This window comes from Arthrobacter sp. UYCu511, assembly GCF_040547105.1.
GTDB classification, from domain to species: Bacteria; Actinomycetota; Actinomycetes; order Actinomycetales; family Micrococcaceae; genus Specibacter; species Specibacter psychrochitiniphilus.
In genome coordinates this window covers 705190-728489 of record NZ_JBEPPB010000001.1, presented here as the reverse complement: position 1 = coordinate 728489, position 23300 = coordinate 705190, and the positions used below count along the sequence as shown (strand labels likewise).

The window sequence follows — 23300 nt, the reverse complement described above, 5'->3', positions numbered from 1 at the left end:
CCCGAGGGCCCCGAAGTGCGGCTCGCTTGCGAGCCACACGTCGGCAAAGCGTGGGAGCGTGTGGGTGGGCCCACACACCCGAGGGCCCCGAAGTGGGGGGGGGGGGGGGGGCCCCCCCCCCCCCCCCCGGGGGGGGGGGGGGGGGGGCCCCCCCCCCCCCCCCCCCCCCCCGCCCCCTTGTGTGTGAGGTGCTTAGTGGCTGCCTCTGAGGTACCGTCTGTCTACCAGATGCTGACGCGTTGCTCCGGTGCCAGCCACAGTTGGTCGCCCGGTACGGTGCCGAAGGCCTCATGGAAGGCATCGAGGTTGCTGACCACCGCATTGCAGCGTAGTTCCGCGGGGGAGTGCGGGTCTATTGTGAGGCGTCGGACAGCTTCCTCGTATCGGATCTTGGTGCGCCAGCATTCGGCCCAAGAGTAGAAGAAGCGCTGGGCACCCGTGAGACCATCGATGACAGCTGAGCTGGAATCCTTCAAGCTGAGCTGGTAGGCCTTGAAACCGATGGCTAATCCTCCGAGGTCGCCGATGTTTTCACCGAGGGTCAGTTCACCATTGACGAACTCGTCGGGGGCGGCCATGGGGGACAGTACGTTGTACTGTTGCACCAATCTCTTGGTGAGAGCCTCAAAAGCGCTTCTGTCCGCGTCAGTCCACCAGTTCCGCAGTGCCCCGGAACCGTCAAATTGTGAACCCTGGTCATCGAAACCATGGCCAATCTCGTGCCCGATGACGGCGCCAATCCCACCGTAGTTAGCGGCGTCGTCAGCTTCTACATCGAAGAAGGGTGGCTGCAAGATTGCGGCCGGGAACACCACCTCGTTCATGGTGGGGTTGTAGTAGGCATTGACTGTCTGGGGTGTCATGAACCATTCATCATGGTCAATGGGGGCACCAATCTTTGCCAGCTGCCGCGCCAGCTCGAAGGCGTTACTGCGCTCAATGTTGCCCAGCAGGTCCCCTTCTCTAATCTCCAGGGCGGAGTAGTCACGCCACTTGGCGGGGTAGCCGATCTTGGGAGTGAAGGCCGCCAATTTTTCGAGGGCCTTTTCTTTTGTTTCGCTGCTCATCCAGGCAAGCTCGGCAATGCTGCTGCGGTAGGCCTCGATGAGGTTAGCTACTAGGGCTTCCATACGAGTTTTGTGTGATTCAGGGAAGTGTTTGGCTACGTAGAGTTGGCCCACCGCCTCACCTAGGGATCCTTCAACAAGGGCCACGGCTCGCTTCCATCGGTCTCTGATGGCAGGGGTCCCGCTGAGGGTTGTGCCGTAGAAAGCGAAGTTACTATCAACAAATTCCTTTGACAGGTAGCCTGCCAGGCTGGAGATGGTGCGCATGGCCAGCCATGCCTGCCAATCGGCCAGGCGGCCCTCCACCAGCAGGGCTTGTTGCCCGCTAAAGAAATCAGGCGTGGCCACCACCACTTCAGCGCTTTGCTCCTGCGTCACACCCAGAGATTCGAGCCAGGTAGCTAGTGCAGGCAAAAGCGCAACGGCTTCACTGTGATTCATCAGGTTGTAGGTTTTCTGTGGATCGCGCAAGGACACCTTGTCCAAGTGTGTTGCGGCAATCTCCGTCTCCAGGGCCATGATGCGCGGCGCCTTGACGGCGGCGTCGGCTATGCCCGCCAATTCCAGCATGGTCTGGATATGTCCAACATAGGCGGTGCGAATGGCCTCAAATTTTTCATCCCGGTAGTAGGACTCATCCGGGAGCCCTAGGCCAGATTGGAAAAGGTGCAGCAGGGCGCGGTCTGGATTTCCGGCGTCGTTGTTGACATAGGCACCGAACAAGGTGCTGCCACCGGTACGGTCCAGATCGCCCATGAGCCGGACCAGGGCCTCCATGCTGCCTACCTGCTCAATGCTGCGGAGCTTTGCAACGAGGGGAGCGGCCCCGGCTGCTTCAATGGCGGCCTCATCCATGAAGGTTCCATACAAGGCACCAATTTTTGCGGACAGTGCCGCGTTGGCGGAGTCGGTGGGGTCCGCCTGCGCGCCTGCCTGCTCAATGATGGCCTTGACGGCATCTTCGGATTCGTCGCGCAAGGTGATGAAAGATCCGGTGACTGCCCGGTCCTCCGGGATCACCTCAGCGTCCAACCACGTGCCATTGACATGGCGGAATAGATCATCCTGGGGCCTTGTGCCCGGGTCAAGATGGCTGAAATTGATGCCGGCGTGGGTCAAAGAAATCGTTTCCCCTTCATGGGTTACCGCCTTCAAGCGTTGCTGGCTTGCAGGCGTGGTGCGCTCACAGGTGTGTGCTTTTTGGAAGGTGGGCGAACCCACAAAGTGAGTTCGTTCACCACCATCCTACGTGCCGTGTTAGGGTAAAAATGTGCGCACTGGAATGCTTCTTCTTAGCTGCCGCGGCGAGGCCTAGAACCTGTTGATTTGTTCGACACGGACCATGGCCACCCTCGCTGCGGTGTTTGTGTTGCCCGGCCGGCCTCCCACTTCGTTGTACAACAGATAAGGTCACCTCCATGCGAAATGCGCAAAAACCCTCCGGAATGCCCGTCGAGCGTTACATCCCGTTCCAGGATCAGATCTCCGTGAGCTTGCCGGATAGGACATGGCCGGACAAAGTAATCACGAAGGCGCCGCGCTGGTGCGCCGTTGACCTCCGCGACGGCAACCAGGCTCTGATTGACCCTATGAGCCCGGGCCGCAAGATGAAGATGTTCCAACTGCTGGTCAAGATGGGCTTCAAGGAGATTGAAGTAGGCTTCCCGTCCGCCTCACAAACCGACTTCGACTTTGTGCGTCAGCTCATCGAAGGCGGCCACATCCCGGACGACGTCACGATCCAGGTTTTGACTCAGGCACGCGAGCACTTGATCGAGCGGACCTACGAGTCCCTGATCGGTGCCAAGCAGGCAATCGTGCACCTGTACAACTCCACCTCGGTGCTGCAGCGTCGCGTTGTCTTCAACCAGGACGAGGACGGCATCCTTGACATTGCCCTGCAGGGTGCGCGCCTGTGCAAGAAGTATGAAGAGACCCTGACCGATACCCGCATCACCTATGAGTACTCGCCCGAATCATTCACGGGAACCGAGCCCGAATACGCCCTGCGCGTTTGCAACGCCATTGCCGACATCTTCGAAGCCTCAGCCGAGAACCAGGTCATCATCAACTTGCCCGCCACCGTGGAGATGGCCACACCCAACGTCTATGCCGACTCTATTGAATGGATGAGCCGGAACCTGCACCCGCGGGAAGGCATTGCGCTCTCCTTGCACCCGCACAATGACCGTGGTACCGGTGTTGCTGCTGCCGAGCTGGGCTACCTGGCAGGTGCTGACAGGATTGAGGGTTGCCTGTTCGGAAACGGTGAGCGCACCGGCAATGTGGATCTGGTGACCTTGGGCCTGAACATGTTCACGCAGGGAATTGACCCCATGATTGACTTCTCTGACATTGATGAAGTGCGCCGCACCGTAGAGTACTGCAATCAACTGCCGGTACCTGAGCGTTCACCGTACGGTGGCGATCTGGTGTTCACCGCCTTCTCCGGCTCGCACCAGGATGCCATTAAGAAGGGTTTTGAAGCCATGGAGGCCGACGCTGCCGCGGCCGGCGTTGCCGTGGAAGCACACACCTGGGCTGTCCCGTACCTGCCCATTGACCCCAAGGACCTGGGCCGCAGCTACGAAGCTGTCATCCGGGTCAACTCCCAGTCCGGCAAGGGTGGTGTGGCGTACCTGTTGAAGAATGAGCACAGCCTGGACCTGCCGCGCCGGGCACAGATTGAATTCTCCGGCGTCATCCAGCAGCGCACCGATACGGTAGGTGGAGAAGTCAGCGCCGCCGAACTGTGGAAAATCTTCAAGGATGAATACCTGCCCGCAGAGGGTAGCGATGAGCAGTGGGGCCGCTACCGCATTGGGCCGTTTACCACGTCAACGGATGACGACGGCGAGATGATGCTCGTTGCCAAGGTCACCATTGACGGCACAGTCCACACCCGCACGGGAACCGGCAACGGGCCCATTGCAGCTCTGCTGGGTATTCTGGCTGAAGATGGCATGGATGTGCGGGTCTTGGACTACTCCGAACATGCTCTCTCAGAGGGAGGGGATGCACGTGCTGCGGCATTTGTGGAGTGTGCCGTTGGTGAACGCGTACTGTGGGGTGTTGGCATTGACGCCAACACCTCCACATCATCCTTGAAGGCAGTTATTTCAGCCGTCAACCGTGCGGTGCGTGACTCTCAGAACGTCTAATCACCAAACAGTGCACCCCGGTAGCTGCCACCTCTTGGCAGCTACCGGGGTGACTTGTTTGCCGGGCTTGTTTGGCGGATCCATTGCTCGGCGCGGGTTGCTCCGCGGCGGGAGGCAAAGATGGGATAATGGGTCAGTGTCCAATCAATCTTTTGCCGCCCGCACCTATCGGGATGATGCTGTGATTCTGCGCACGCACAAATTGGGTGAAGCAGATAGAATTATCACGCTCCTGACACACCATCATGGGCAGCTGCGTGCCGTAGCCAAGGGGGTGCGGCGCACCAGCAGTAAATTTGGTGCTCGGCTGGAACCGTTCATGGTGGCTGATCTTCAGCTGGTCAAGGGACGTTCCTTGGACATCATCACCCAGGCAGTGGCGAAGGCAAGCTACGGCGATGCGATTGCCGCCAATTATGACAGATACGTGGTGGCGGCGGCCATGGCGGAAACGGCGGAGCGGCTCACCGATGTTGATGGCGAAACCTCAACAGCGCACTACCTGCTGCTGGTGGGGGCCCTGGCCGCGCTCAGCCGAGGCGCCCATGCGCCCGAGCTGATCCTTGACTCCTACCTCCTAAGAGCCGTCTCGATCGCAGGCTGGGCGCCGAGCTTCTCAGCCTGCGCCCGCTGCGGTGAGCCGGGCCCTCATGGCGCCTTCAATGCATCCTTGGGTGGGGCCGTGTGTCATGACTGCAGGCCGCCGGGTTCCCCCGCCCCTGCTCCGGAAACTATGGTGCTTCTGGGGCAGCTATTGAGCGGAAACTGGGCCGGGGCACAGGGCTCCTTGGCCCTTCATCGTCGCGAGGCGGCGGGTCTTGTGGCCGGTTATGTGCAATGGCATTTGGAACGCACTGTGCGTTCCCTGAAACTTGTGGAGCGTGTTTAGAGTATGGCAATGCAGCGCAGTGGAAACAAAGGCGGCAAGGCAAAAAGCAGCCGGAGCGCGGCTAAGCTTCCGGTAGTGGCGCCTTGGCCGCACACCTCAGGGGAGAGTGCCCCTGCCATTGCCCAAGAACTCATCCCCGAGCACGTTGCCATTGTCATGGATGGCAACGGACGCTGGGCCAACCAGCGCGGCCTGCCCCGGGTGGAAGGGCACAAAGCGGGTGAGCCGGCGCTGCTGGACGTCATGGCCGGGGCTATTGAAATGGGCATAAAATATGTCAGTGTCTATGCCTTCTCGACGGAAAACTGGAAGCGCTCGCCCGAAGAAATCCGCTTTCTGATGGGATTTAACAAGGACGTATTAAGACGCCAACGGGATCAACTCGACGCGTGGGGTGTGCGCATTCGATGGTCAGGACGGCGGCCCAAGTTGTGGGGCTCTGTCATCAAGGAGCTTGAGGCCGCCCAGGAGCACACCAAGGACAACGATGTGATTACGTTGACCATGTGTGTTAATTACGGGGGCCGGGCGGAAATTGCAGACGCCGTGGCGGCCTTGGCCGCGGATGTGGCGGCGGGGCGGCTGAGCCCCAAACAGGTCAATGAAAAAACCATCCAGAAGTATATGTACCTGCCCGATGTCCCTGATGTGGACTTATTCCTGAGGTCCAGCGGAGAGCAGCGGCTCTCAAATTTCCTGCTGTGGCAATCAGCATATGCGGAGTTTGTTTTCATGAACACCATGTGGCCGGATGTGGACCGGCGGACCCTGTGGGCTGCTGTGGATGAATACGCCCGCCGGGACCGGCGTTATGGTGGCGCCGTGGATGCAGCAGCCCACGGCTAGTGGCCTCCACGTAAAGGACTACGGGACCTTCTGAGGGCACTGAAAATACAGGCCCCCTAGAAAGAATCATGCCTAATCATCAGTGCCCTTGGTCAAAGCAGGTTTTAGCACAGGTGTTACATAACCTTGCAGCCAGCGGGCCACTTTGGTATAGGCGTCATCTCGCACCGGTTGGGGAGAGAGAAGAACCTCATGAAGGGCCCCCTCGATCCGTTCCAAGGTGACGGAGTTTCCCAGTGAGAGGGTACGTAACGCCAGAGAGCGCACATCAAGGACCACGTCGGCACGCAGCATCGCATCGTTCCAGACAGGGCCAAGCATGCTCTTGGAGGAGAGCAGCACCAGAATGGGCATAGGTAGTTTCAGTCCGGAGGCCACTTCCTGTTGCGCGGCTAAAATGGCCTTCATCCAGCCGGCCCGAACAGGAAACGCGTGCGGTGGCCGGAGTGCCTTGTCCACCGGCCATTCTCCATAAGCTTCATTGCTGATGCCGCGCCAGTAGAACGACCGTTCGGGCACACGCATCCGCAGCAGTGGCCGCAAATCTGCCAACTGTACCAAAGGTGTAGCCGCCCGCCTGATCGCGGCCCCGCCCTGGATCTCCAGCCAAGGGCTGTTCAGTACCAGATGGCTGACCCGGCCGGGATAGTGGTGCGCCCACAATGTGGCGATGAGCCCGCCAGTGGAGTGACCTACCAGAATGAAGGGCCGTGCCGGCCTCTCACCGGGCTCTAGTGAGCCGGGCACACTTTCTGCCCTTTGCTGATGAGGCGCGCTCTCCCTGTCAATGAGGTCATATGCGGCGAGTATTTCGGCGTCGTAATCGGCCAGATTACCCACATAGCCGCCCAGTTCAGGAGACTCCAGGCTGCGGCCGTGATTGTGCAGGTCAAGAGCATAGAAGTTGTATCCGCGATCCGTGAAGAACTCAGCCAATCCTGTGTTGTAGAAGTAGTCGCTCCACCCGTGAATGAACAGCACAGGCGTGCCCGCTATTGCTGGGGAGGCTTGACGGGGGCCACCTTGGGGCCGGTGGCGGACCAGGGTGGCCCGGTACTCTCGGCTGGGGCTGGGGCTGGGGCTGGGGCTGGGGCTGGGGCTGTCAGCGTTCGCTCCGGCCCCGGGGGCAGTAGTGGTCTGTGCGTTGAGGTTCTGGCCGGGCATTGGCACCAAGAGCGTTGTTGCTTGGTAGTCCGGGCCCAGAATATCTGGCCCCCAGAGCGTGGTAGCGGCGCTCATACCCCGGTACTCCCAGCTGCAGCAGCCGCAGTCCCGGTAGCTTCTGCCGCGTGACGGCCGGCAACGCGGCCGGAAAACAGGGCGCCGCCAAGGAAAGTTCCCTCTAGGGATCGGTAGCCGTGCATGCCGCCCCCGCCAAAGCCAGCAGCCTCGCCGGCAGCAAAGAGGCCGGGGATGGGCTCACCGTCGCCACCGAGCACCCTGGCCGAAAGGTCCGTTGTGAGCCCGCCCAGGCTCTTGCGCGTCAGAGTTGTTAAGCGAACCGCAACCAGCGGGCCGTGCTCCGCTGCCAGGATTGGATGCGGGGGAACCACTCGCATCAGTTTGTCGGTGGCAAAGCGGCGCGCCTCCCGGATGGCATTGAGCTGAGTATCCTTGCCAAGGCCACTGTCCACTTGCATATCCCTCGCGAGAATAGTTTGGTGCAAGTTTTCCGGATCGATCAGTGAGTTGCCCGTCAACGCGTTCATCTTGAGCGCCAGTTCCTGGGCGGTGGCAGCCTGAACAAAGTCAATGCCCGCGTCGAGGAACTTTTGCAAGGGTGCCGGGGTACCGGGAAGGGCACGTTTGGCCAGAAGTTTCACGTCCTTGCCTGTCAGATCCGGGTTCTGTTCGGAACCAGAGAGAGCAAATTCCTTGTTCAGAATGGTCTTGTTGAGCACAAACCAGGAATGTTCATGTCCCGTGGTTTCTAAATGACGAAGCGTGCCCAATGAATCAAAGCCCGGGAACAGCGGGATGGGCAGGCGTTGTCCCGTGGCGTCGAGCCACAGGGGTGAGGGCCCGGAAAGAATCCGAATTCCATGCAGAGGCCACACGGGCTCAGGGTTGTGGATGCCCTCTGTGTAATGCCACATGCGGTCTGTATTGATCAGTGCCCCACCGGAGTTGGCCACGGATTGTTGGAACTCTCCGTCCACGGAGGCGGGGACTCCGCTGAGCATATAGTCCGGACCGCTACTGTTGGGCCATTGTTCCCTGACCATGGCGTGGTTTCCGCCAATCCCACCAGTGGTGACAATAACTGATTGGGCGGACACCTCAAAATCTCCTACAACAGTGCGGTTGCTGGCTTCGCCTCGGTTCACACCGGAGGGCTCAAGAAGCTCGCCGCGCACCCCGGTGACGGATCTGGAATGGAACACCAGTTCCGTGGCGCGGTGGCGGAAGGCGATCTGAACGCGCCCTGCGGCCACCCCCTCACGGACCTTGGCCAGAAAGGGGGAGAGAATGCCGGGGCCGGTTCCCCACGCCACATGGAATCGGGGGACGGAATTGCCGTGACCTTGGGCGTCGTAGCCGCCACGTTCAGCCCATTGGACAAGTGGGAAGAACCTGACTCCAAGCGCATGCAGCCAGGCCCGTTTTTCTCCCGCAGCAAAGTTGACATAGGCTTCCGCCCAGGCGCGTGGCCAGCCATCCTCGGGACGGTCAAAGGCTGCTGAACCCAGCCAATCATTCATGGCGAGCTCCACTGAATCCTTGACCCCCAGACGGCGTTGTTCCGCAGTGTCCACCATGAACAGCCCGCCGAAGGACCAATGTGCTTGCCCGCCCAGTGACGCTTCGGGCTCCTGATCTAGGATCAACACGCGGCTCCCCGCGTTATACGCCTCTGCTGCGGCCACCAATCCGGACAGTCCCGCCCCTACAACCACCACGTCCGAATGCTGCCACACGCCACCGCCATTGGTATTCATGTGGCCATGCTAACGTCTCTTAGTCAGCCGTCACGCGTACAGCTCACGTTCAGGCGTTTTGCAGTTGTGCCGCCGAACCGGAAAACTAGGGGTATGCGTATATATCCCACAGTTTTCCGGCTCTGCTTTTCTTGGATGGATGCCGAGAAGGCGCACAAGATCGGCTTCACCATGATCAAGGCGATCCATACCGTGGGAGGCGGTGCAGTATTGCGCCGCATGTTCACCCCGTCTAGCTCTCTGACCACACAGGCATTGGGCCTGACGTTCCCCACACCGTTTGGCCTGGCGGCCGGGTTTGATAAAGAGGGCAAGGGCATCAACGCCCTTGTAAACCTGGGCTTTGGTCACGTTGAGGTTGGCACCATCACGGGCCAGGCTCAAGAAGGAAACCCCCAACCACGCCTCTTCCGTCTCGTGGAGGACCGTGCCGTGATCAACCGCATGGGCTTCAACAACGACGGCGCCGCAGCCGTGGCTCCTCGTCTCAAGGAAGCGCTGGCTGGGCTGAGCAAGACCTACCCGGGAGTCCGGCCCATCATTGGTGTCAACATTGGCAAAACCAAGGTGGTCGAGTTAGAAGATGCGTTGGAGGATTACCTCATCAGCGCCCGGACCCTTGCGCCGTCGGCCGATTACCTTGTGGTCAACGTCAGCTCACCCAACACCCCCGGGCTGCGCTTGTTGCAAGACGTGGCTACGCTGCGGCCGCTACTTGTGGGAGTTCGTGAAGCGGCCAATGCCTCCGCGGCTCGGCATGTCCCGTTGCTGGTGAAGATTGCCCCTGACCTCGCCGACGAGGACGTTGCGGATGTTGCAGCCCTGGCCCTGGAGCTCAAACTGGATGGCATTATCGCCACCAACACCACCATCAGCCGCGAGGGCTTGGCCAGCCCGGACGCCTTGGTCCAGGAGAAGGGTGCTGGCGGGCTTTCCGGAGCGCCGTTGAAGGCCCGCTCATTGGCGGTCCTGCGCCAGCTCAAGGCGGCCGTAGGGGATTCTCTGGTTCTTATTTCAGTAGGTGGTGTGGAAAGCGGTGCCGACGTCCAGGAACGGCTCGACGCTGGCGCCACCCTCGTTCAGGGCTACACGGCGTTCTTGTACGAGGGCCCTTTCTGGGCGGCTCGTATCAACAAGGAACTTGCCGCGTTGCGCAAGTAGCAACACATTTGCGCTGCAGCGGGGGTCGAGATCCTCGGCGCGGGGATGGATTTCCCCGCACGGTCTGAGGAACGAAGAACGCGCGAGAAATCTTACTGCCCGCGAGAGGACCTCGGTGCCCGCCTGTGTGCTCCTGCCCCCTAATACGCCCCTACGCCACTCGGGTGGGCGGGCTCACTGTTTTCGCAGGATCGTTCATGATGGACGGAGCCAGAGCAGTGTCAATGGCTTCCATGAGCTCGGCCGGGATTCTCACGCCGGAGGCCTTGACGTTCTCGGCCACCTGCTCGGGCCGTGAGGCCCCCACCAGGGCTGTTGCGACGTTCTCGTTTTGCAATACCCACGCAATAGCAAGCTGTGGCATGCTCAGCCCCAGCTCCTGCGCAACCGGGCGCAATTTTTGTACATTGGCCAGAATGTCATCGTTGAGGAAACCCTTGATGGTGTTTGCCCCGCCGTGTTCGTCCGTGGCGCGCGAACCGGCAGGCAGCGGCGCGCCCGGAAGGTATTTCCCGCTCAACACGCCCTGCGCCATGGGTGACCACACTACCTGGGACATGCCCAGCTCCTTCGCGGCCGGGATCACCTCCGGTTCAATGACCCGCCAGAGCGCTGAGTACTGCGGCTGGTTTGAGACCAGTGAGAACCCTGCCTCGCGTGCCAGGCGCTGGCCGTCACGGAGTTGTTGCGCGGTCCACTCTGAAACTCCGATGTAGAGAGCCTTGCCGGCCCGAACCACATCGCCGAAGGCGGCAATGGTCTCCTCCAGTGGAGTCTGAAAGTCGTAGCGGTGCGCCTGGTACAGGTCCACGTAGTCCATGTTCAGCCTGCGCAGGGAGTTATTGATTCCCTCCATGATGTGTTTGCGGGACAGGCCCGTATCATTGGGGCCCTTGGGTCCCACTGGCCAGTAAACCTTGGTGAAGATTTCCAGGGATTCGCGGCGCTCCGAGGCCAGGGCGGCGCCAAGAACTTCCTCCGCTGCCCCGTTGGCGTAGGCGTCCGCCGTGTCGAAGGTGGTGATGCCGGCGTCCAGCGCTGCACGTACGCAGGCCGTGGCAACCTCGTTTTCCACTTGCGAGCCGTGGGTGAGCCAGTTGCCGTAGGTGATTTCAGTGATTTTCAGGCCGGATCGGCCAAGGTGGCGGTATTCCATAGCTCCAGCTTAACCACACTTAAAGTGAAACGCCGGTCACTTCCTTCAGGAAATGACCGGCGTGCTGCGCAGTGGGTATGTTCAATGACGTGGGCCCACGCTCCCGAGGGCCCCGAGCCGAGGCACAAAAGTTGGGTGGTGTGGGTGGGCCCACGCTCCCGAGGGCCCCGAGCCGAGGCACGAAAGTTGGGTGGTGTGGGTGGGCCCACGCTCCCGAGGGCCCCGAGTCGAGGCACAAAAGTTGGGTGGTGTGGGTGGGCCCACGCTCCCGAGGGCCCCGAGTCGAGGCACGAGGTTTGGGAGGGAGTGGGGACTAGGAAGGCCACTCTCCGCGGCTCACCATGGGCTTGGGCAGGCGCAGACGGCGGAACTGCATTGAACGCATGGAGGCGTACCAGATCACACCGGAATCCACGCCGCCGAACTTGGCAATTACAAGGCGCTTAAGCTTGCGTGACATGAGCCAAACATCAATTGCCACACCTGCCACCATGACCCAGAAAAGGCCAAAGAGGATAATCGTGGCGTTGTTCGTGGGCGGGATGACAACTGTCAGCAGCACAATGGCCAGTGCCGCAAACATGACGTATTCGCCGAGGCTGAAGCGGGCGTCCACATAGTCACGGACGTAACGCTTCTGCGGGCCCTTGTCACGGGCTGGCAGGAAGCGTTCTTCTCCGGTGTCCAGGGCGCGGCGCATACGGGCCTGCTCTTCACGGCGAGCGTCTCGCGCTGCTACTTTGGCTGCCCCACGGTCGTTGGGAACAAGGGGCCGCTTGCGGGCGTCCTCCTGTGCCTTCCGGGACGGCGTGGGCACGCCTTTGGCTGACTGCGGGTCCTTGGACCTGACAATCGGCTCGTTGGAGGCAGCCGCCAGCTGCGGGTCGGGGGCTTGATCTTTCTTACGTCCAAACACCCGTTTAGAATACCCCGAACACGGCCGCCACCTTGACCGCAGGTGTTTTGGCGGCGGTAGTCTTTGGTTCATGACTCTTGAACACACGCCTCATGCCGGGTTGGATCCCCGCATGGGCGCACAGCTCCCCACGGCCGCGCTTCGAGCAAACGTAGCGGCAAACCTTTCCGCCACGGTGGCGGAACTCGTAGAACTGGTGGCCATTCCCGGAATCGCCTGGGATGCCTTTGACGCCGCCGCGCTTGAATGCAGTGCAGAAGCCGTGGCAGAACTTATCCGCACCACTGGCCTTGAAGACGTACAGATCCTGCGCGTTCCCAAGGCCGACGGCGCCCCGGGCGGCCCCGCCGTCGTGGCCCGAAAACTTCCGGCCCCTGGTATGCCCACCGTGGTCCTCTACGCCCACCATGACGTACAGCCGCCCGGAGATAGCGCACTCTGGGACACCGAGCCTTTTGTGGCCACCGAGCGTGAGGGCCGGCTCTACGGCCGCGGTGCAGCAGATGACAAGGCCGGCATCATGGCACATATTGCCGCCTTCCGGGCCGTCACCGAAACCTTGGGTGCTGACTTCGGCGTCGGCATTACCTTCTTTATTGAAGGAGAAGAGGAGGCGGGTTCACCCACGTTCAAGGACTTCCTGGCCGAATACCGTGATTTGCTAGCTGGTGATGTCATTGTTGTTGCCGATTCAGCTAACTGGCAGGTAGGTATACCGGCCCTGACCACGAGCCTGCGTGGACTGGTTGACGGCACCGTGGAGGTCCGGGTCAGCGCCCATGCCGTCCACTCGGGCATGTTTGGTGGGCCTCTACTTGATGCGCCCACCCTGTTGGCCCGCCTGATTGCCACCTTCCATGACGATCAGGGCTCGGTGGCTATTGCTGGCCTGCACCGGGGACCCGAGGTTGCACTGGAATATCCGGAAGCAACATTCCGGGCTGACGCTGCCGTGCTCGACGGCGTTAAGCTGGCTGGCCGCGGCAGCCTTGCCTCACGGTTGTGGGCCCAACCAGCGCTGAGCGTCATTGGTATGGATATCCCCAGCGTTGATATGAGTTCCAACACATTACTGCCTTTTGCGCGGGCCAAGATCAGTCTGAGACTGGCTCCCGGGCAGGATCCGGCCGCGGCCATGGAGGCCTTGGCGCAGCACATGCAGAGCAATGCTCCCTTTGGCGCCCAAGTCACTTTCATGCCGGGCGAATCCGGTCAGTCCTTCGCCACCGACGTCTCTGCGCCCGCAGCCCAAGCCGCACTGTGGGCCATGGGGGAGTCGTGGGGAGTGCCGGCTGTGGAGACGGGAATGGGTGGGTCCATCCCCTTCATTGCCGATCTGAAAGAAACCTTCCCGGCTGCGCAAATTCTCGTCACAGGTGTTGAGGACCCGGATTCCCGCGCCCACAGCGCCAATGAGTCGTTGCATTTGGGTGACTTTGAAAAGGCCATTGTGTCCCAGGCTCTCCTGTTGGCGGCCGTCAATAGCGGTGCGCTGGGGGATCGTCAAACGGGTCAGCAAGTCTGAACCAAGTTAGCGCCTCTGCCGGGCTCGACGTAGCATGTACTTGTACCCTCACGTAAGGAAACGCCATGACTGCAAATGTCCACGAAGAAACCACATCTGCCGCTGTTGAAAGTGAGCTGCCCACCCACGGTGTGCTGATCACTGATGTTGCTGCCGGCAAGGTACGTAGCCTCCTTGAACAGGAAGGCCGCACCGACCTGCGCCTGCGTGTGGCAGTTCAGCCCGGAGGCTGCTCCGGTTTGATCTACCAGCTGTACTTTGATGAGCGCGTGCTCGAAGGAGACGCCGTACGTGACTTTGACGGCGTCGAGGTGGTCATTGACAAGATGAGCGTGCCCTACCTAGACGGTGCCAGCATCGACTTTGAGGACACAATCTCAAAGCAGGGTTTCACCATTGATAACCCTAGTGCCGGGGGCTCTTGCGCCTGCGGCGATTCATTCCATTAAAGAAACTTCTGCTCGAGGTGGGGCTGTCCATAAATATTCTTTGTGGACATCCGACGCACGGAGGGTTTAGTGCGCATTTTGCGTGCCATAGCGGTAAGCTCTACATCGAGTAGTAAAACCCATTAGCTCCAGCGGTATGCAACCGTTGCAGAGCACAGTAACAAGAGGAAGGGCCGTCTGTGAGTTCGCAGGACCGAACCGGCAGCCGACGCGCGAAAGTCATCCCCATAGCCGGGTTGGCGATTGCCGGAGCGTTAGCTTTGTCAGGATGTACGGCAGAGAATAAGAACGGCTGGATGCCAGCCGAACGTGATACCACCAATCACACGGCTGGGATCATCGATCTGTGGGTTAATACATGGATCACAATTTTGATCATTGGTCTCATTACTTGGGCCCTGATCATCTGGTGCATTATTGCGTACCGTCGCCGCAAGGGTGCCACGGGTTTCCCGCGCCAGACAAGTTACAACCTCCCACTGGAGGTTTTTTATGTGTTGGTGCCGTTGTTCATGGTGCTGGTGTTCTTCCACTTCACGAACATCGAGCAGGAATCCATCAACGCCCGTGACGCTAACCCGGATGTCACTATCGACGTCCGAGCCAAACAGTGGTCCTTCGACTTCAACTACTTGGAGGGTAAGGACGTCAAGGAATCTGTTTATTCCGTCGGCGTCCAGGCTGAACTGGACGGTAAGCCGTTCGATAAGTCCACCCTGCCCACCCTGTACTTGCCGGTGAACCGTTCGGTTGAACTCCAGTTGAACGCACGCGATGTTATTCACTCTTTCTGGGTTCCTGCCTTCTTGGATAAGAAGGACATGCTCCCGGGTAAGACCAACTACATGACCCTGACGCCTACCGCTTTGGGTACGTATGACGGTAAGTGTGCGGAACTTTGTGGCGAATACCACTCAGAGATGCTTTTCAACGTCAAGGTTGTCACGCAGGCCGAGTTCGATGCCCATCTTGCCGAGTTGAAGGCCAAGGGCCAGACTGGTGAGTTGACTGAGAAGTACGACCGCAACCCGAACGCTGCCATCACCGAGAACCAGAAGAAGTAGGGGGGAGAGGAAAGTGTCTACGCTCGAGTACTCGGCAACTGAAGTCAATTCAGCTGCTCCTAGAGTCGTTCCGGTTTCCAAGGGACGCATTGTCGTCAATTGGATCACCTCCACCGACCACAAAACCATCGGGTACATGTACCTGATCGCATCATTTATATTCTTCTGTCTTGGTGGCGTCATGGCGCTTATCATCAGGGCAGAGTTGTTTGAGCCTGGTATGCAGATTCTGCAGACCAAGGATCAGTACAACCAGTTGTTCACCATGCATGGCACCATCATGCTGCTGATGTTTGCAACACCGCTTTTTGCTGGCTTTGCCAACGTCATTATGCCGCTGCAAATCGGTGCACCCGATGTTGCCTTCCCGCGACTGAACGCGCTGGCATTCTGGTTCTTCACCTTTGGTAGCACCATCGCCGTGGCCGGGTTCCTCACCCCCCAGGGCGCAGCAGCCTTCGGTTGGTTCGCCTACGCACCGCTCTCAAACACCACCTACAGCCCTGGCGTCGGTGGAGACCTCTGGGTCTTCGGTTTGGCGCTGTCCGGCTTCGGTACCATTCTCGGTTCCGTGAACTTCATTACCACGATCATTTGCCTGCGTGCCCCGGGCATGACCATGTGGCGTATGCCCATCTTCACGTGGAACACGCTGATCACTGGCATCTTGGTCCTGATGGCCTTCCCTCCGTTGGCCGCTGCATTGTTCGCCTTGGGAGCAGATAGACGTTTTGGGGCTCATATATTTGATGCCGAAAACGGTGGAGCCTTGTTGTGGCAACACCTGTTCTGGTTCTTCGGCCACCCCGAGGTCTATATTATTGCTTTGCCGTTCTTCGGTATTGTTTCCGAGATTTTCCCGGTCTTTAGCCGCAAACCGATCTTCGGTTACAAGGGTCTGGTGTTTGCAACCATTTCCATTGCTGCGCTGTCCGTCACTGTGTGGGCACACCACATGTACGTGACCGGCCAGGTAATGTTGCCGTTCTTCTCCTTCATGACGATGCTGATCGCCGTACCAACGGGTGTGAAGTTCTTCAACTGGATCGGCACCATGTGGCGAGGCTCGCTGACATTTGAAACACCCATGCTGTGGAGCCTTGGCTTCATTGTCACGTTCTTGTTCGGTGGCCTGACCGGAATCATCCTGGCCTCACCGCCGCTGGACTTCCATGTCTCGGACACGTACTTCGTTGTGGCTCACTTCCACTACGTGGTCTTCGGAACCGTGGTCTTTGCCATGTTTGCCGGATTCTACTTCTGGTGGCCCAAGTTCACAGGGAAGATGCTCAACGAGCGCCTTGGTAAGATCCACTTCTGGCTCTTGTTCCTGGGCTTCCATGGCACCTTCCTGATCCAGCACTGGTTGGGTGTTATGGGTATGCCGCGTCGTTACGCTGATTATCTTGTTGAAGATAACTTCACTTGGATGAACCAGTTCTCCACCATTTCGTCGTTCGTTCTGGGCGCGTCCATGATCCCCTGGTTCTGGAACGTGTACATTACCTGGCGCAGTGGCAAGAAGGTTGAGGTTGATGATCCTTGGGGCTTTGGTGCTTCCTTGGAGTGGGCAACTTCTTGCCCGCCGCCACGTCACAACTTCACCTCCTTGCCGCGTATCCGTTCGGAGCGTCCGGCACTGGATCTACACCATCCTGAGCTGGCCCCGCATTACCAGCCAGTTCAGCCTGTGACTGCATCCTCGAAGGGAGCTGCAAAGTGAAGGTAGAATCTTGGCTTTTCATGCTGCTGGGTGTGTTCTTTATTCCTGTAGCCGTTGTTTACGGTTTCATGGTGGATTGGCAGGAGCACGTGGGTTACCTCGCGCTCATGCTGCTCTCCGCGCTGTGCCTCATGGTGGGTGTGTACCTGCACTTCACCGGTAACAGAATCGGGCCACGTCCCGAGGACCGTCTCGACGCTGAGGTCCACGAAGGCTCTGGCGAACAAGGGCACTTCAGCCCTTGGAGCTGGTGGCCGCTAGTCCTTGGTTTGGCTTGCTTCTTTGGCTTCTTGGGCTTGGCTGTTGGCTGGTGGGTGTTCCTCTTCGGTGCCGGTTTGGCCGTGATCGCGTTGGTTGGCTGGGTCTACGAGTACAGCCGTGGAGACCACGCACACTAAATTCGCCCTGCATTAAACAGGTTTCATACAGGATCAGCAACACAAAAGGGATTGCCCCGCACCACTGGTGCGGGGCAATCCCTTTTGTGTTGCTGTGATCTAGTGTTGCTAGGATGTGCAGCGTCAATGTTTCTTGGTGCTGCGCCCACGTGCGGGACGGTAAAGCCCCCGAGTGCCTGTTAGAGAGTGCCGCTCAGATCGGTGAGAAGCAAGGCTGCCAGCTGGTCTACAGCGGCCGTTACGCTCTCTTCAGGAGCGTCGCTGGGGGCGACGCTGATCTCCACTTCGGCGCCGTGCTCAAAGTCGGCGCTCATGACAGCCAAAAGTGAGCGTGCGTCAATGGGGACACTGCCGGCTTTCGCCAGTGTGATGGGTAGCCCAGTGCCGTTGACGGCCCTGACAAAGACGGCAGCCGGACGCGCGTGCAAGCCTACGCTTGCGGCAACTAAGGCTTTCCGGGTGTACATGATTACTCCTACGGTAGATGGTTCTGTATAGAGAGTAGTCGTGTTTTAGGGTGGTACTTGTGAGGGGAGGACAATCATGAGCTATTTAGTGCCATCGGCGTACGAGATCCCGGGTGAGTTGGATCGGAGTACCCCAGTTTCGGTGCACATCCAACTGCGGGAACTGTTGCGCAGTTATGTAGTAGAGCACAGCAAGCCGGGTCGGCAACTGCCCTCGGAACGGGACATGGCCCAACGCTTCGGTGTTGCTCGCATGACTCTTCGTCAGGCTGTTCAAGCCCTGGTAGAAGAAGAACTGCTGGAGCGAGTCGTGGGCGTGGGTACCTTTGTGGCCCGGGCAAAACTCGATCTCACTCTCAAGCTCACCTCCTACTCAGAAGAAATGGCCCGACGCGGACTGCGCCCCGCGGCACGTACCCTCGCCTTTGAGCAGATTCCCGCCACTGCACGGCTTGCCCGAGAACTTCAAATTGAGGAAGGCCAGGCCGTGATCCGGCTGCGCCGCTTGCTGTTGGCTGATGACCTGCCCATGAGCGTGGATGAAAACTTTATCCCGGCCTGGCGGGTGCCCGGGATTCTCGACGCCGGACCGCCGGCATCCCTGTACAACGTGTTGGGGGAGCGTTATGGGCTCATCATTGAATGGGGTGAGGACACCATTGAGGCAAATGCCGCGACACCGTCCATTGCGCGGCTATTGCACGTTGATATTGGTGCGCCCGTGCTGAGGACCGAACGCCATGCCTTTGTCTCACGGTCCACGGTTGACTACTCGGTGTCCTTCTACCGGGCTGATCGCTATAAGCTGCGTGTGCCCCTGCAACGTCCTGGCGTGCGCCCTCGTCGTATGTATTAGACCGCGTCTACTGCAGGGCTGTGGCCGGGCAGCTGTGCCTTCCAGGCGCTGGTGGGGTGAACCGTGAGCACGGCTCCTTTGGCTATCTCCACCCGAGAAGCTACGGCGCGTAGCAGTGTTGGGAAATTGGGAAATACTGAACGACAAAGAGAAAAGGCGGCTCCCTTATGGGAACCGCCTTTTCTCTTGAACTACAGATCTCTCACAAAATTAGTGTGTGATCGCCTTGTCATCGTCAGCGGCTGTAATAGCCTCGTGATGGTGACCGGCTTCGAGCTCGGACGGTGCGGCCGGAGCTACACGATCCTCGAAGAAGAAGCTGCTGAGCTTGGAGCGCAGGTTTTCCTTCTTCGTCACAATGCCGTTTTCGTTCGGGATGCCTTCTTCAGGAACGGGGGACTCGAAGCCTACGAGCTTGTAACGCTTGTAGTCATCGAGCTGTGCGTGGATTTCCTGGAACTCACCGTGCGGCAGGCGCACAATGCGACCGGTCTCACGGCCGTGTAGTGCAATCTCACGGTCCTTGCGCTGGAGCGCCAAAGCAACTCGCTTGGTGATGATGAAGCCAAGGATCGGACCAACGATGAATAGCGCCCGCATCCAGTACAACGCGTCATTGAGGGAGACCTCGAAGTGCGTTGCGATCAAGTCGGAGCTGGCAGCTGCCCACATGACGCAGTAGAAGATGAAGCCTGCAACACCAATAGCGGTGCGCGTTGGTGCGTTGCGCGGCCGGTCAAGCACGTGGTGCTCACGGTTGTCCCGGGTCACCCAGCGTTCGATCCACGGGTAGATGAACAGCAAGGTGAACACAATCCCAGCGGGGATCAGAGCGGGGGCAAGCACGTTCATCGAGAGCGTGTTGGTGCCCCACGGGAACGGGATATGCCACTCCATCGGAATGTTGAACACCCACCCTGGCATCAAGCGAAGTGCACCATCGACCCAGCCGATGTACCAGTCAGGCTGTGTGCCTGCGGAAACCGGGGAGGGATCGTAGGGGCCGTAGTTCCAGACCGGGTTGATCTGGAAGGTCGCGGAGATGAAGGCAATGATGCCGAACATAATGAAGAAGAAGCCACCGGCCTTGGCAGCGTATACCGGGCCGAGCGGGTAGCCGACTACGTTGCGGTCGTTACGTCCGGGGCCAGGGTACTGCGTGTGCTTGTGAACAACAACCATGAACAGGTGAATCGCGATCATGAGCAGGATCATGGCTGGGACCAACATGATGTGCAACATGTACAAACGCCCAATAATGGCCGTACCCGGAAACTCCCCGCCAAACAGGAAGAACGAGATGTAAGTTCCAATGACGGGGATGGACTTAACCACACCGTCAATGATGCGTAGGCCGTTACCTGAGAGCAGGTCATCGGGAAGGGAGTAGCCAGTGAAGCCTGCAGCCATGGAGAGGATGAGCAGTACACCGCCCACCACCCAGTTCAGCTCGCGGGGCTTGCGGAATGCGCCGGTGAAGAACACACGGAGCATGTGCACAGAGACAGCGGCCACGAAGAGCAGGGCTGACCAGTGGTGGACCTGGCGCATGAACAAGCCGCCACGTACCTCAAAGGAGAGCCGCAGCGTGGAATCGTAAGCCACTGACATCTCTACACCCTTGAGTGGGACATAGGGGCCACTGTAATGTGTTTCCGCCATGGACGGATCAAAGAAGAACGTCAAAAAAGTGCCCGAGAGAAGCAAGATGACGAAGGAGTACAGGGCGACTTCACCGAACATGAAGGACCAGTGGTCAGGGAAGACCTTCCGGCCGAATTCACGCAGTATGCCTGAGCCGCCCACACGCTCATCAACAAAGTTGGTGATGCGGCCCGTGGCGGTTGCGGGAACGAACGGTGTTTCCTGTGCGGGTGTTTGCTGTGTTGTAGACATGGTTTAGCCACGCTCCCAAAAGCTTGGTCCAACAGGTTCGTGGAAGTCGCTCTGAGCCACCAGGTAGCCGTCAGCATCAACTGCGATAGGCAGCTGAGGCAGCGGGCGAACGGCGGGTCCAAAGATGACCTTGCATTCTTGCGTGAGGTCAAAAGTCGACTGGTGGCAAGGGCACAGCAGGTGGTGCGTCTGCTGTTCGTACAGTGCAACCGGGCACCCAACATGGGTGCAGATCTTGGAGTAGGCAACGATTCCGTTGTAGCCCCAGTCCTCACGGCCTTGCGAAGGGTTGAGGTCTTCGGGGTTCAAGCGCATCAGCAGTACAACGGCCTTGGCCTTGGCAGCGATCTTGCCTTCGGTCAGGCTGTTCAACGATTCAGGAATCACATGGAATGCTGAGCCGATGGTGACATCGGAGGCCTTGATCGGAGTGCCGTCAGGGTCGCGAGCAAGACGCTCGCCTTCCTTCCAGAGTGTGTGACGCAGCGAGTCGCCCGGAAGGGGGCCCAAGTCACGGAAGATTGCAATGGCAGGCAGGGGTGCCAGCGCCACAGCACCGATGAGCGTGTTGCGAATTAGCGGACGGCGCTTGATGCCTGTCTCGTCCAAAATGTCGTCGACGATCTGCACAGCGGCCAAGCGATCCTCTTCACTGCGGATCGCGTGGCGCTCTTCAGCAACTTCGTGGTCCGGCATGAGGGCACGGGCCCAGTGCACAATGCCCGTTCCAATGCCGAGCATGGCGAAGGCCACGCCCAAGCCCAGAAGTGTGTTCTGCAGACGCAGCGGGCCGAAAGTGTCATCCAGACGGATACCGAAGTAGGCGACGAAGAACAGCAAGGTTCCGACAATGGAAATGATAAATAGCCATGCCACCTGGCGTTCGGCCCGCTTTGCAGCCTTGGGGTCCGTGTCAGCTAGTCGCAAACGATGTGGAGGCAGTCCCGGGTCTTGGAACTTATCCACCTCTTCGTGACCAGCCTTAGCTACGGCGTCCGAGCTTGTCGGCGAGCCGTCACTATGGTTGCCCATAATCCCCTCATCCTTCTCTTATCCCGGTACATTCCCGGGGTCGTAATGTATGTTTCTGTGGCTGCAGCTGCAGCCAAAATCTTAAGGCTTCTTAGGACTTAGGAAGTCCGTGAGGTGAGCCAAATGGTGAATCCGATGATGACACCCAGAACCACGGTCCAGAGGAACAAGCCTTCTGAGACAGGGCCCAGTGAGCCAAGCTGTGCTCCACCAGGCGCACCTTGGTTTTCAATGGTGTTCAAGAAGGTGATGATGTCGCGTTTGCCTTCAGGGGTGATGTTTGTGTCGTTGAAGACCGGCATGTTCTGCGGGCCGGTCACCATGGCGCTGTAGATGTGGCTGCTCGAGACACCAGCCAGCGGGGGTGCGAACTTGCCTCGTGTCAGGGCGCCACCGGCAGCGGCAGCGTTGTGGCACATGGCGCAGTTAACGCGGAACAGCTCGCCGCCAACAGCAGCGTCGCCGCCACCGTCGATGTACTGCTCTTCAGGCAGTGCCGGACCGTCACCGAGTGTGGCTACATAGGCAGCCATTTCACGGGTCTGGGAGGTGGTGAACTGCTTCGGCTTCTGCCGAGCCTGCGGGCCCTGCATCTGCATGGGCATGCGGCCCGTGCCAACCTGGAAATCAACAGCTGCGGCGCCAACACCGGCCAAAGACGGTCCTGCGTCAGTGCCGTTGGCGCCGAGGCCGTGACAGGTGGCGCAGTTAGCAATAAAAAGCTTCTCGCCCTCTTGTACTTCCTGCGCTGTGTAAGTGGTGGTATCGGCCTTAGCCTGATTCACGGTTGTGACAACGGCGTATAGCCCACCTGTCAGCATGAGCCCCATCACTAGCAACGCTAGTGCGGCCAGCGGATGACGTCGCTTCTGCGAGAGTGCCTTCACTTGGTGGTTCCTTTGATCTATATCCAGCAGCCCCTAGTGAGAGCCGCAAATGCTAATTCTTACCTTGTAGAGAAGAGAGCTGTTGGCAGCTTACTTCAGCACGTAGATGACCAAGAAGAGGCCAATCCACACAACATCCACGAAGTGCCAGTAGTAAGAAGTCACGATCGCACTCGTAGCTTCGAAGTGTCCAAACTTCTTGGCTGCATAGGCGCGGCCAATGATAAGGAGGAATGCTATGAGACCACCAATAACGTGCAGGCCGTGGAAACCAGTCGTTATGTAGAAGGCGGAGCCATAGGCGTTTGAATTCAGGGTCACGTACTCGGAAGTCAGCATCGCGTACTCGGTCGTCTGACCGGCAACGAAGATTGAACCAAGAACGAAGGTTAACAGGAACCACTCCGTCATTCCCCACTTGGAGAATTGGAAGAGGCGTCCAGTGCGGCGAGGCCGAAGGTTCTCCGCGGTGAACACACCCATCTGGCAGCTGAAGGAGCTGGAAACCAGGATGAGGGTGTTTACCAAGGCGAACGGGAAGTTCAGCTTGGCCGTTTCTTCAGCCCACAAACCACCTGTGGTGGAGCGCAGTGTGAAGTACATGGCAAAAAGGCCGGCAAAGAACATCAGCTCACTGGACAGCCAAACTACGGTTCCTACAGAAACCATGTTCGGGCGGTTCAGCGTCGGATGCGCCGGGGTACTGGGGGCATGGGTCGCAGTTGTCACATAGACATTATGTCTATAAAAAGCCTCAGAACCCAATGCAAAACTCCGATCACGTGATCTTTTTCTACAAACTTGCGAAATTCCTGCGTATTCACAGCAAAAACCCAGTTCTGTATGCACAACACGCTCCACGTGTCAA

20 protein-coding genes are annotated in these 23300 nt (G+C 59.1%); 10 read left to right on the top strand and 10 right to left on the bottom strand.

Going from position 1 to position 23300, the window contains the following annotated elements; genetic code table 11:
• Positions 1-221 precede the first annotated feature (221 nt).
• On the bottom strand, positions 222-2186 hold the full coding sequence (locus tag ABIB48_RS03370; RefSeq protein ID WP_354211981.1) for a M13 family metallopeptidase: 1965 nt from the start codon (positions 2184-2186) through the stop codon (positions 222-224).
• Positions 2187-2485: 299 nt separating this feature from the next.
• On the opposite strand from ABIB48_RS03370, the gene leuA reads away from it, so the two are divergent.
• From leuA to ABIB48_RS03355, 3 genes are all read left to right on the top strand, one after another.
• Positions 2486-4228 (top strand): 2-isopropylmalate synthase, encoded by a 1743-nt coding sequence (gene leuA / locus ABIB48_RS03365; protein WP_110106452.1) that lies wholly within the window; start codon positions 2486-2488, stop codon positions 4226-4228.
• 136 nt (positions 4229-4364) lie between these two features.
• On the top strand, positions 4365-5117 hold the full coding sequence (gene recO / locus ABIB48_RS03360; RefSeq protein WP_110106453.1) for a DNA repair protein RecO: 753 nt from the start codon (positions 4365-4367) through the stop codon (positions 5115-5117).
• A 9-nt stretch (positions 5118-5126) separates the two neighbouring features.
• Positions 5127-5963, top strand: coding sequence for an isoprenyl transferase (locus ABIB48_RS03355; RefSeq protein ID WP_245932197.1), 837 nt, complete (start codon positions 5127-5129; stop codon positions 5961-5963).
• Between the two features lie 72 nt (positions 5964-6035).
• Here the strand turns inward: ABIB48_RS03355 and ABIB48_RS03350 are convergent, their stop codons facing one another.
• Together ABIB48_RS03350 and ABIB48_RS03345 are read right to left on the bottom strand one after the other, a co-directional pair.
• Complete coding sequence (locus ABIB48_RS03350) at positions 6036-7202, bottom strand: alpha/beta hydrolase (protein ID WP_354211978.1); 1167 nt, start codon at positions 7200-7202, stop codon at positions 6036-6038.
• Positions 7199-8902, bottom strand: a complete 1704-nt coding sequence (locus ABIB48_RS03345; protein WP_354211976.1) for an FAD-binding dehydrogenase — start codon at positions 8900-8902, stop codon at positions 7199-7201. The genes ABIB48_RS03350 and ABIB48_RS03345 overlap by 4 nt, the downstream gene beginning before the upstream one ends.
• 93 nt (positions 8903-8995) lie before the next feature.
• On the opposite strand from ABIB48_RS03345, the gene ABIB48_RS03340 reads away from it, so the two are divergent.
• Positions 8996-10063: a quinone-dependent dihydroorotate dehydrogenase gene (locus tag ABIB48_RS03340; protein WP_354211974.1), complete on the top strand. Its 1068-nt coding sequence runs from the start codon at positions 8996-8998 to the stop codon at positions 10061-10063.
• 151 nt (positions 10064-10214) lie between these two features.
• Here the strand turns inward: ABIB48_RS03340 and ABIB48_RS03335 are convergent, their stop codons facing one another.
• Both ABIB48_RS03335 and ABIB48_RS03330 read right to left on the bottom strand, forming a co-directional pair.
• On the bottom strand, positions 10215-11219 hold the full coding sequence (locus ABIB48_RS03335) for an aldo/keto reductase family protein (protein ID WP_354211972.1): 1005 nt from the start codon (positions 11217-11219) through the stop codon (positions 10215-10217).
• Between the two features lie 313 nt (positions 11220-11532).
• Positions 11533-12135 (bottom strand): DUF3043 domain-containing protein, encoded by a 603-nt coding sequence (locus tag ABIB48_RS03330; RefSeq protein ID WP_308467738.1) that lies wholly within the window; start codon positions 12133-12135, stop codon positions 11533-11535.
• Between the two features lie 70 nt (positions 12136-12205).
• On the opposite strand from ABIB48_RS03330, the gene ABIB48_RS03325 reads away from it, so the two are divergent.
• From ABIB48_RS03325 to ABIB48_RS03305, 5 genes are all read left to right on the top strand, one after another.
• The gene (locus tag ABIB48_RS03325; RefSeq protein WP_502914091.1) at positions 12206-13660 is read left to right on the top strand and encodes a dipeptidase; all 1455 of its coding nucleotides are present in this window, start codon (positions 12206-12208) and stop codon (positions 13658-13660) included.
• Positions 13661-13725: 65 nt separating this feature from the next.
• Positions 13726-14109: a HesB/IscA family protein gene (locus tag ABIB48_RS03320; protein ID WP_110106460.1), complete on the top strand. Its 384-nt coding sequence runs from the start codon at positions 13726-13728 to the stop codon at positions 14107-14109.
• A 179-nt stretch (positions 14110-14288) separates the two neighbouring features.
• Entirely contained in the window at positions 14289-15173 is an 885-nt protein-coding gene (ctaC, locus tag ABIB48_RS03315; protein WP_110106461.1) for an aa3-type cytochrome oxidase subunit II, read from the top strand.
• A 13-nt stretch (positions 15174-15186) separates the two neighbouring features.
• Positions 15187-16896, top strand: a complete 1710-nt coding sequence (gene ctaD / locus ABIB48_RS03310) for an aa3-type cytochrome oxidase subunit I (RefSeq protein WP_110106462.1) — start codon at positions 15187-15189, stop codon at positions 16894-16896.
• Entirely contained in the window at positions 16893-17294 is a 402-nt protein-coding gene (locus ABIB48_RS03305) for a cytochrome c oxidase subunit 4 (RefSeq protein ID WP_110106463.1), read from the top strand. Before ctaD ends, ABIB48_RS03305 begins: the two co-directional genes overlap by 4 nt.
• Positions 17295-17473: 179 nt before the next feature.
• Here ABIB48_RS03305 and ABIB48_RS03300 read toward each other — a convergent pair whose 3' ends face one another.
• Positions 17474-17761 (bottom strand): HPr family phosphocarrier protein, encoded by a 288-nt coding sequence (locus ABIB48_RS03300; protein WP_110106464.1) that lies wholly within the window; start codon positions 17759-17761, stop codon positions 17474-17476.
• 76 nt (positions 17762-17837) lie between these two features.
• Here ABIB48_RS03300 and ABIB48_RS03295 point away from each other — a divergent pair, with 76 nt between their 5' ends.
• Positions 17838-18617 carry a GntR family transcriptional regulator gene (locus tag ABIB48_RS03295; RefSeq protein WP_354211967.1) on the top strand — a complete coding sequence of 260 codons (780 nt, stop codon included), beginning with the start codon at positions 17838-17840 and terminating at the stop codon, positions 18615-18617.
• Between the two features lie 210 nt (positions 18618-18827).
• On the opposite strand, the gene qcrB is transcribed toward ABIB48_RS03295, so the two are convergent.
• The 4 genes from qcrB to ctaE form a co-directional block, all read right to left on the bottom strand.
• Entirely contained in the window at positions 18828-20513 is a 1686-nt protein-coding gene (qcrB, locus tag ABIB48_RS03290) for a cytochrome bc1 complex cytochrome b subunit (RefSeq protein ID WP_110106466.1), read from the bottom strand.
• Positions 20514-20516: 3 nt separating this feature from the next.
• Positions 20517-21545, bottom strand: a complete 1029-nt coding sequence (gene qcrA, locus ABIB48_RS03285; protein WP_110106467.1) for a cytochrome bc1 complex Rieske iron-sulfur subunit — start codon at positions 21543-21545, stop codon at positions 20517-20519.
• A 98-nt stretch (positions 21546-21643) separates the two neighbouring features.
• Positions 21644-22432, bottom strand: a complete 789-nt coding sequence (gene qcrC / locus ABIB48_RS03280) for a cytochrome bc1 complex diheme cytochrome c subunit (RefSeq protein ID WP_110106468.1) — start codon at positions 22430-22432, stop codon at positions 21644-21646.
• A gap of 90 nt (positions 22433-22522) precedes the next feature.
• The gene (gene ctaE / locus ABIB48_RS03275; protein ID WP_179442420.1) at positions 22523-23161 is read right to left on the bottom strand and encodes an aa3-type cytochrome oxidase subunit III; all 639 of its coding nucleotides are present in this window, start codon (positions 23159-23161) and stop codon (positions 22523-22525) included.
• Between the last annotated feature and the right edge of the window lie 139 nt (positions 23162-23300).

Excerpts from the sequence above, each read along its gene's own strand:
- ABIB48_RS03350 (WP_354211978.1), bottom strand. The coding sequence starts at position 7,202 with ATGAGCGCCGCTACCACGCTCTGGGGGCCAGATATTCTGGGCCCGGAC.
- ABIB48_RS03295 (WP_354211967.1), top strand. The coding sequence starts at position 17,838 with ATGAGCTATTTAGTGCCATCGGCGTACGAGATCCCGGGTGAGTTGGAT.
- ABIB48_RS03355 (WP_245932197.1), top strand. The coding sequence starts at position 5,127 with ATGCAGCGCAGTGGAAACAAAGGCGGCAAGGCAAAAAGCAGCCGGAGC.
- ABIB48_RS03335 (WP_354211972.1), bottom strand. The coding sequence starts at position 11,219 with ATGGAATACCGCCACCTTGGCCGATCCGGCCTGAAAATCACTGAAATC.
- ABIB48_RS03320 (WP_110106460.1), top strand. The coding sequence starts at position 13,726 with ATGACTGCAAATGTCCACGAAGAAACCACATCTGCCGCTGTTGAAAGT.
- leuA (WP_110106452.1), top strand. The coding sequence starts at position 2,486 with ATGCGAAATGCGCAAAAACCCTCCGGAATGCCCGTCGAGCGTTACATC.
- ABIB48_RS03340 (WP_354211974.1), top strand. The coding sequence starts at position 8,996 with ATGCGTATATATCCCACAGTTTTCCGGCTCTGCTTTTCTTGGATGGAT.
- ABIB48_RS03325 (WP_502914091.1), top strand. The coding sequence starts at position 12,206 with ATGACTCTTGAACACACGCCTCATGCCGGGTTGGATCCCCGCATGGGC.
- ABIB48_RS03300 (WP_110106464.1), bottom strand. The coding sequence starts at position 17,761 with ATGTACACCCGGAAAGCCTTAGTTGCCGCAAGCGTAGGCTTGCACGCG.
- qcrB (WP_110106466.1), bottom strand. The coding sequence starts at position 20,513 with ATGTCTACAACACAGCAAACACCCGCACAGGAAACACCGTTCGTTCCC.
- qcrA (WP_110106467.1), bottom strand. The coding sequence starts at position 21,545 with ATGGGCAACCATAGTGACGGCTCGCCGACAAGCTCGGACGCCGTAGCT.
- ABIB48_RS03345 (WP_354211976.1), bottom strand. The coding sequence starts at position 8,902 with ATGAATACCAATGGCGGTGGCGTGTGGCAGCATTCGGACGTGGTGGTT.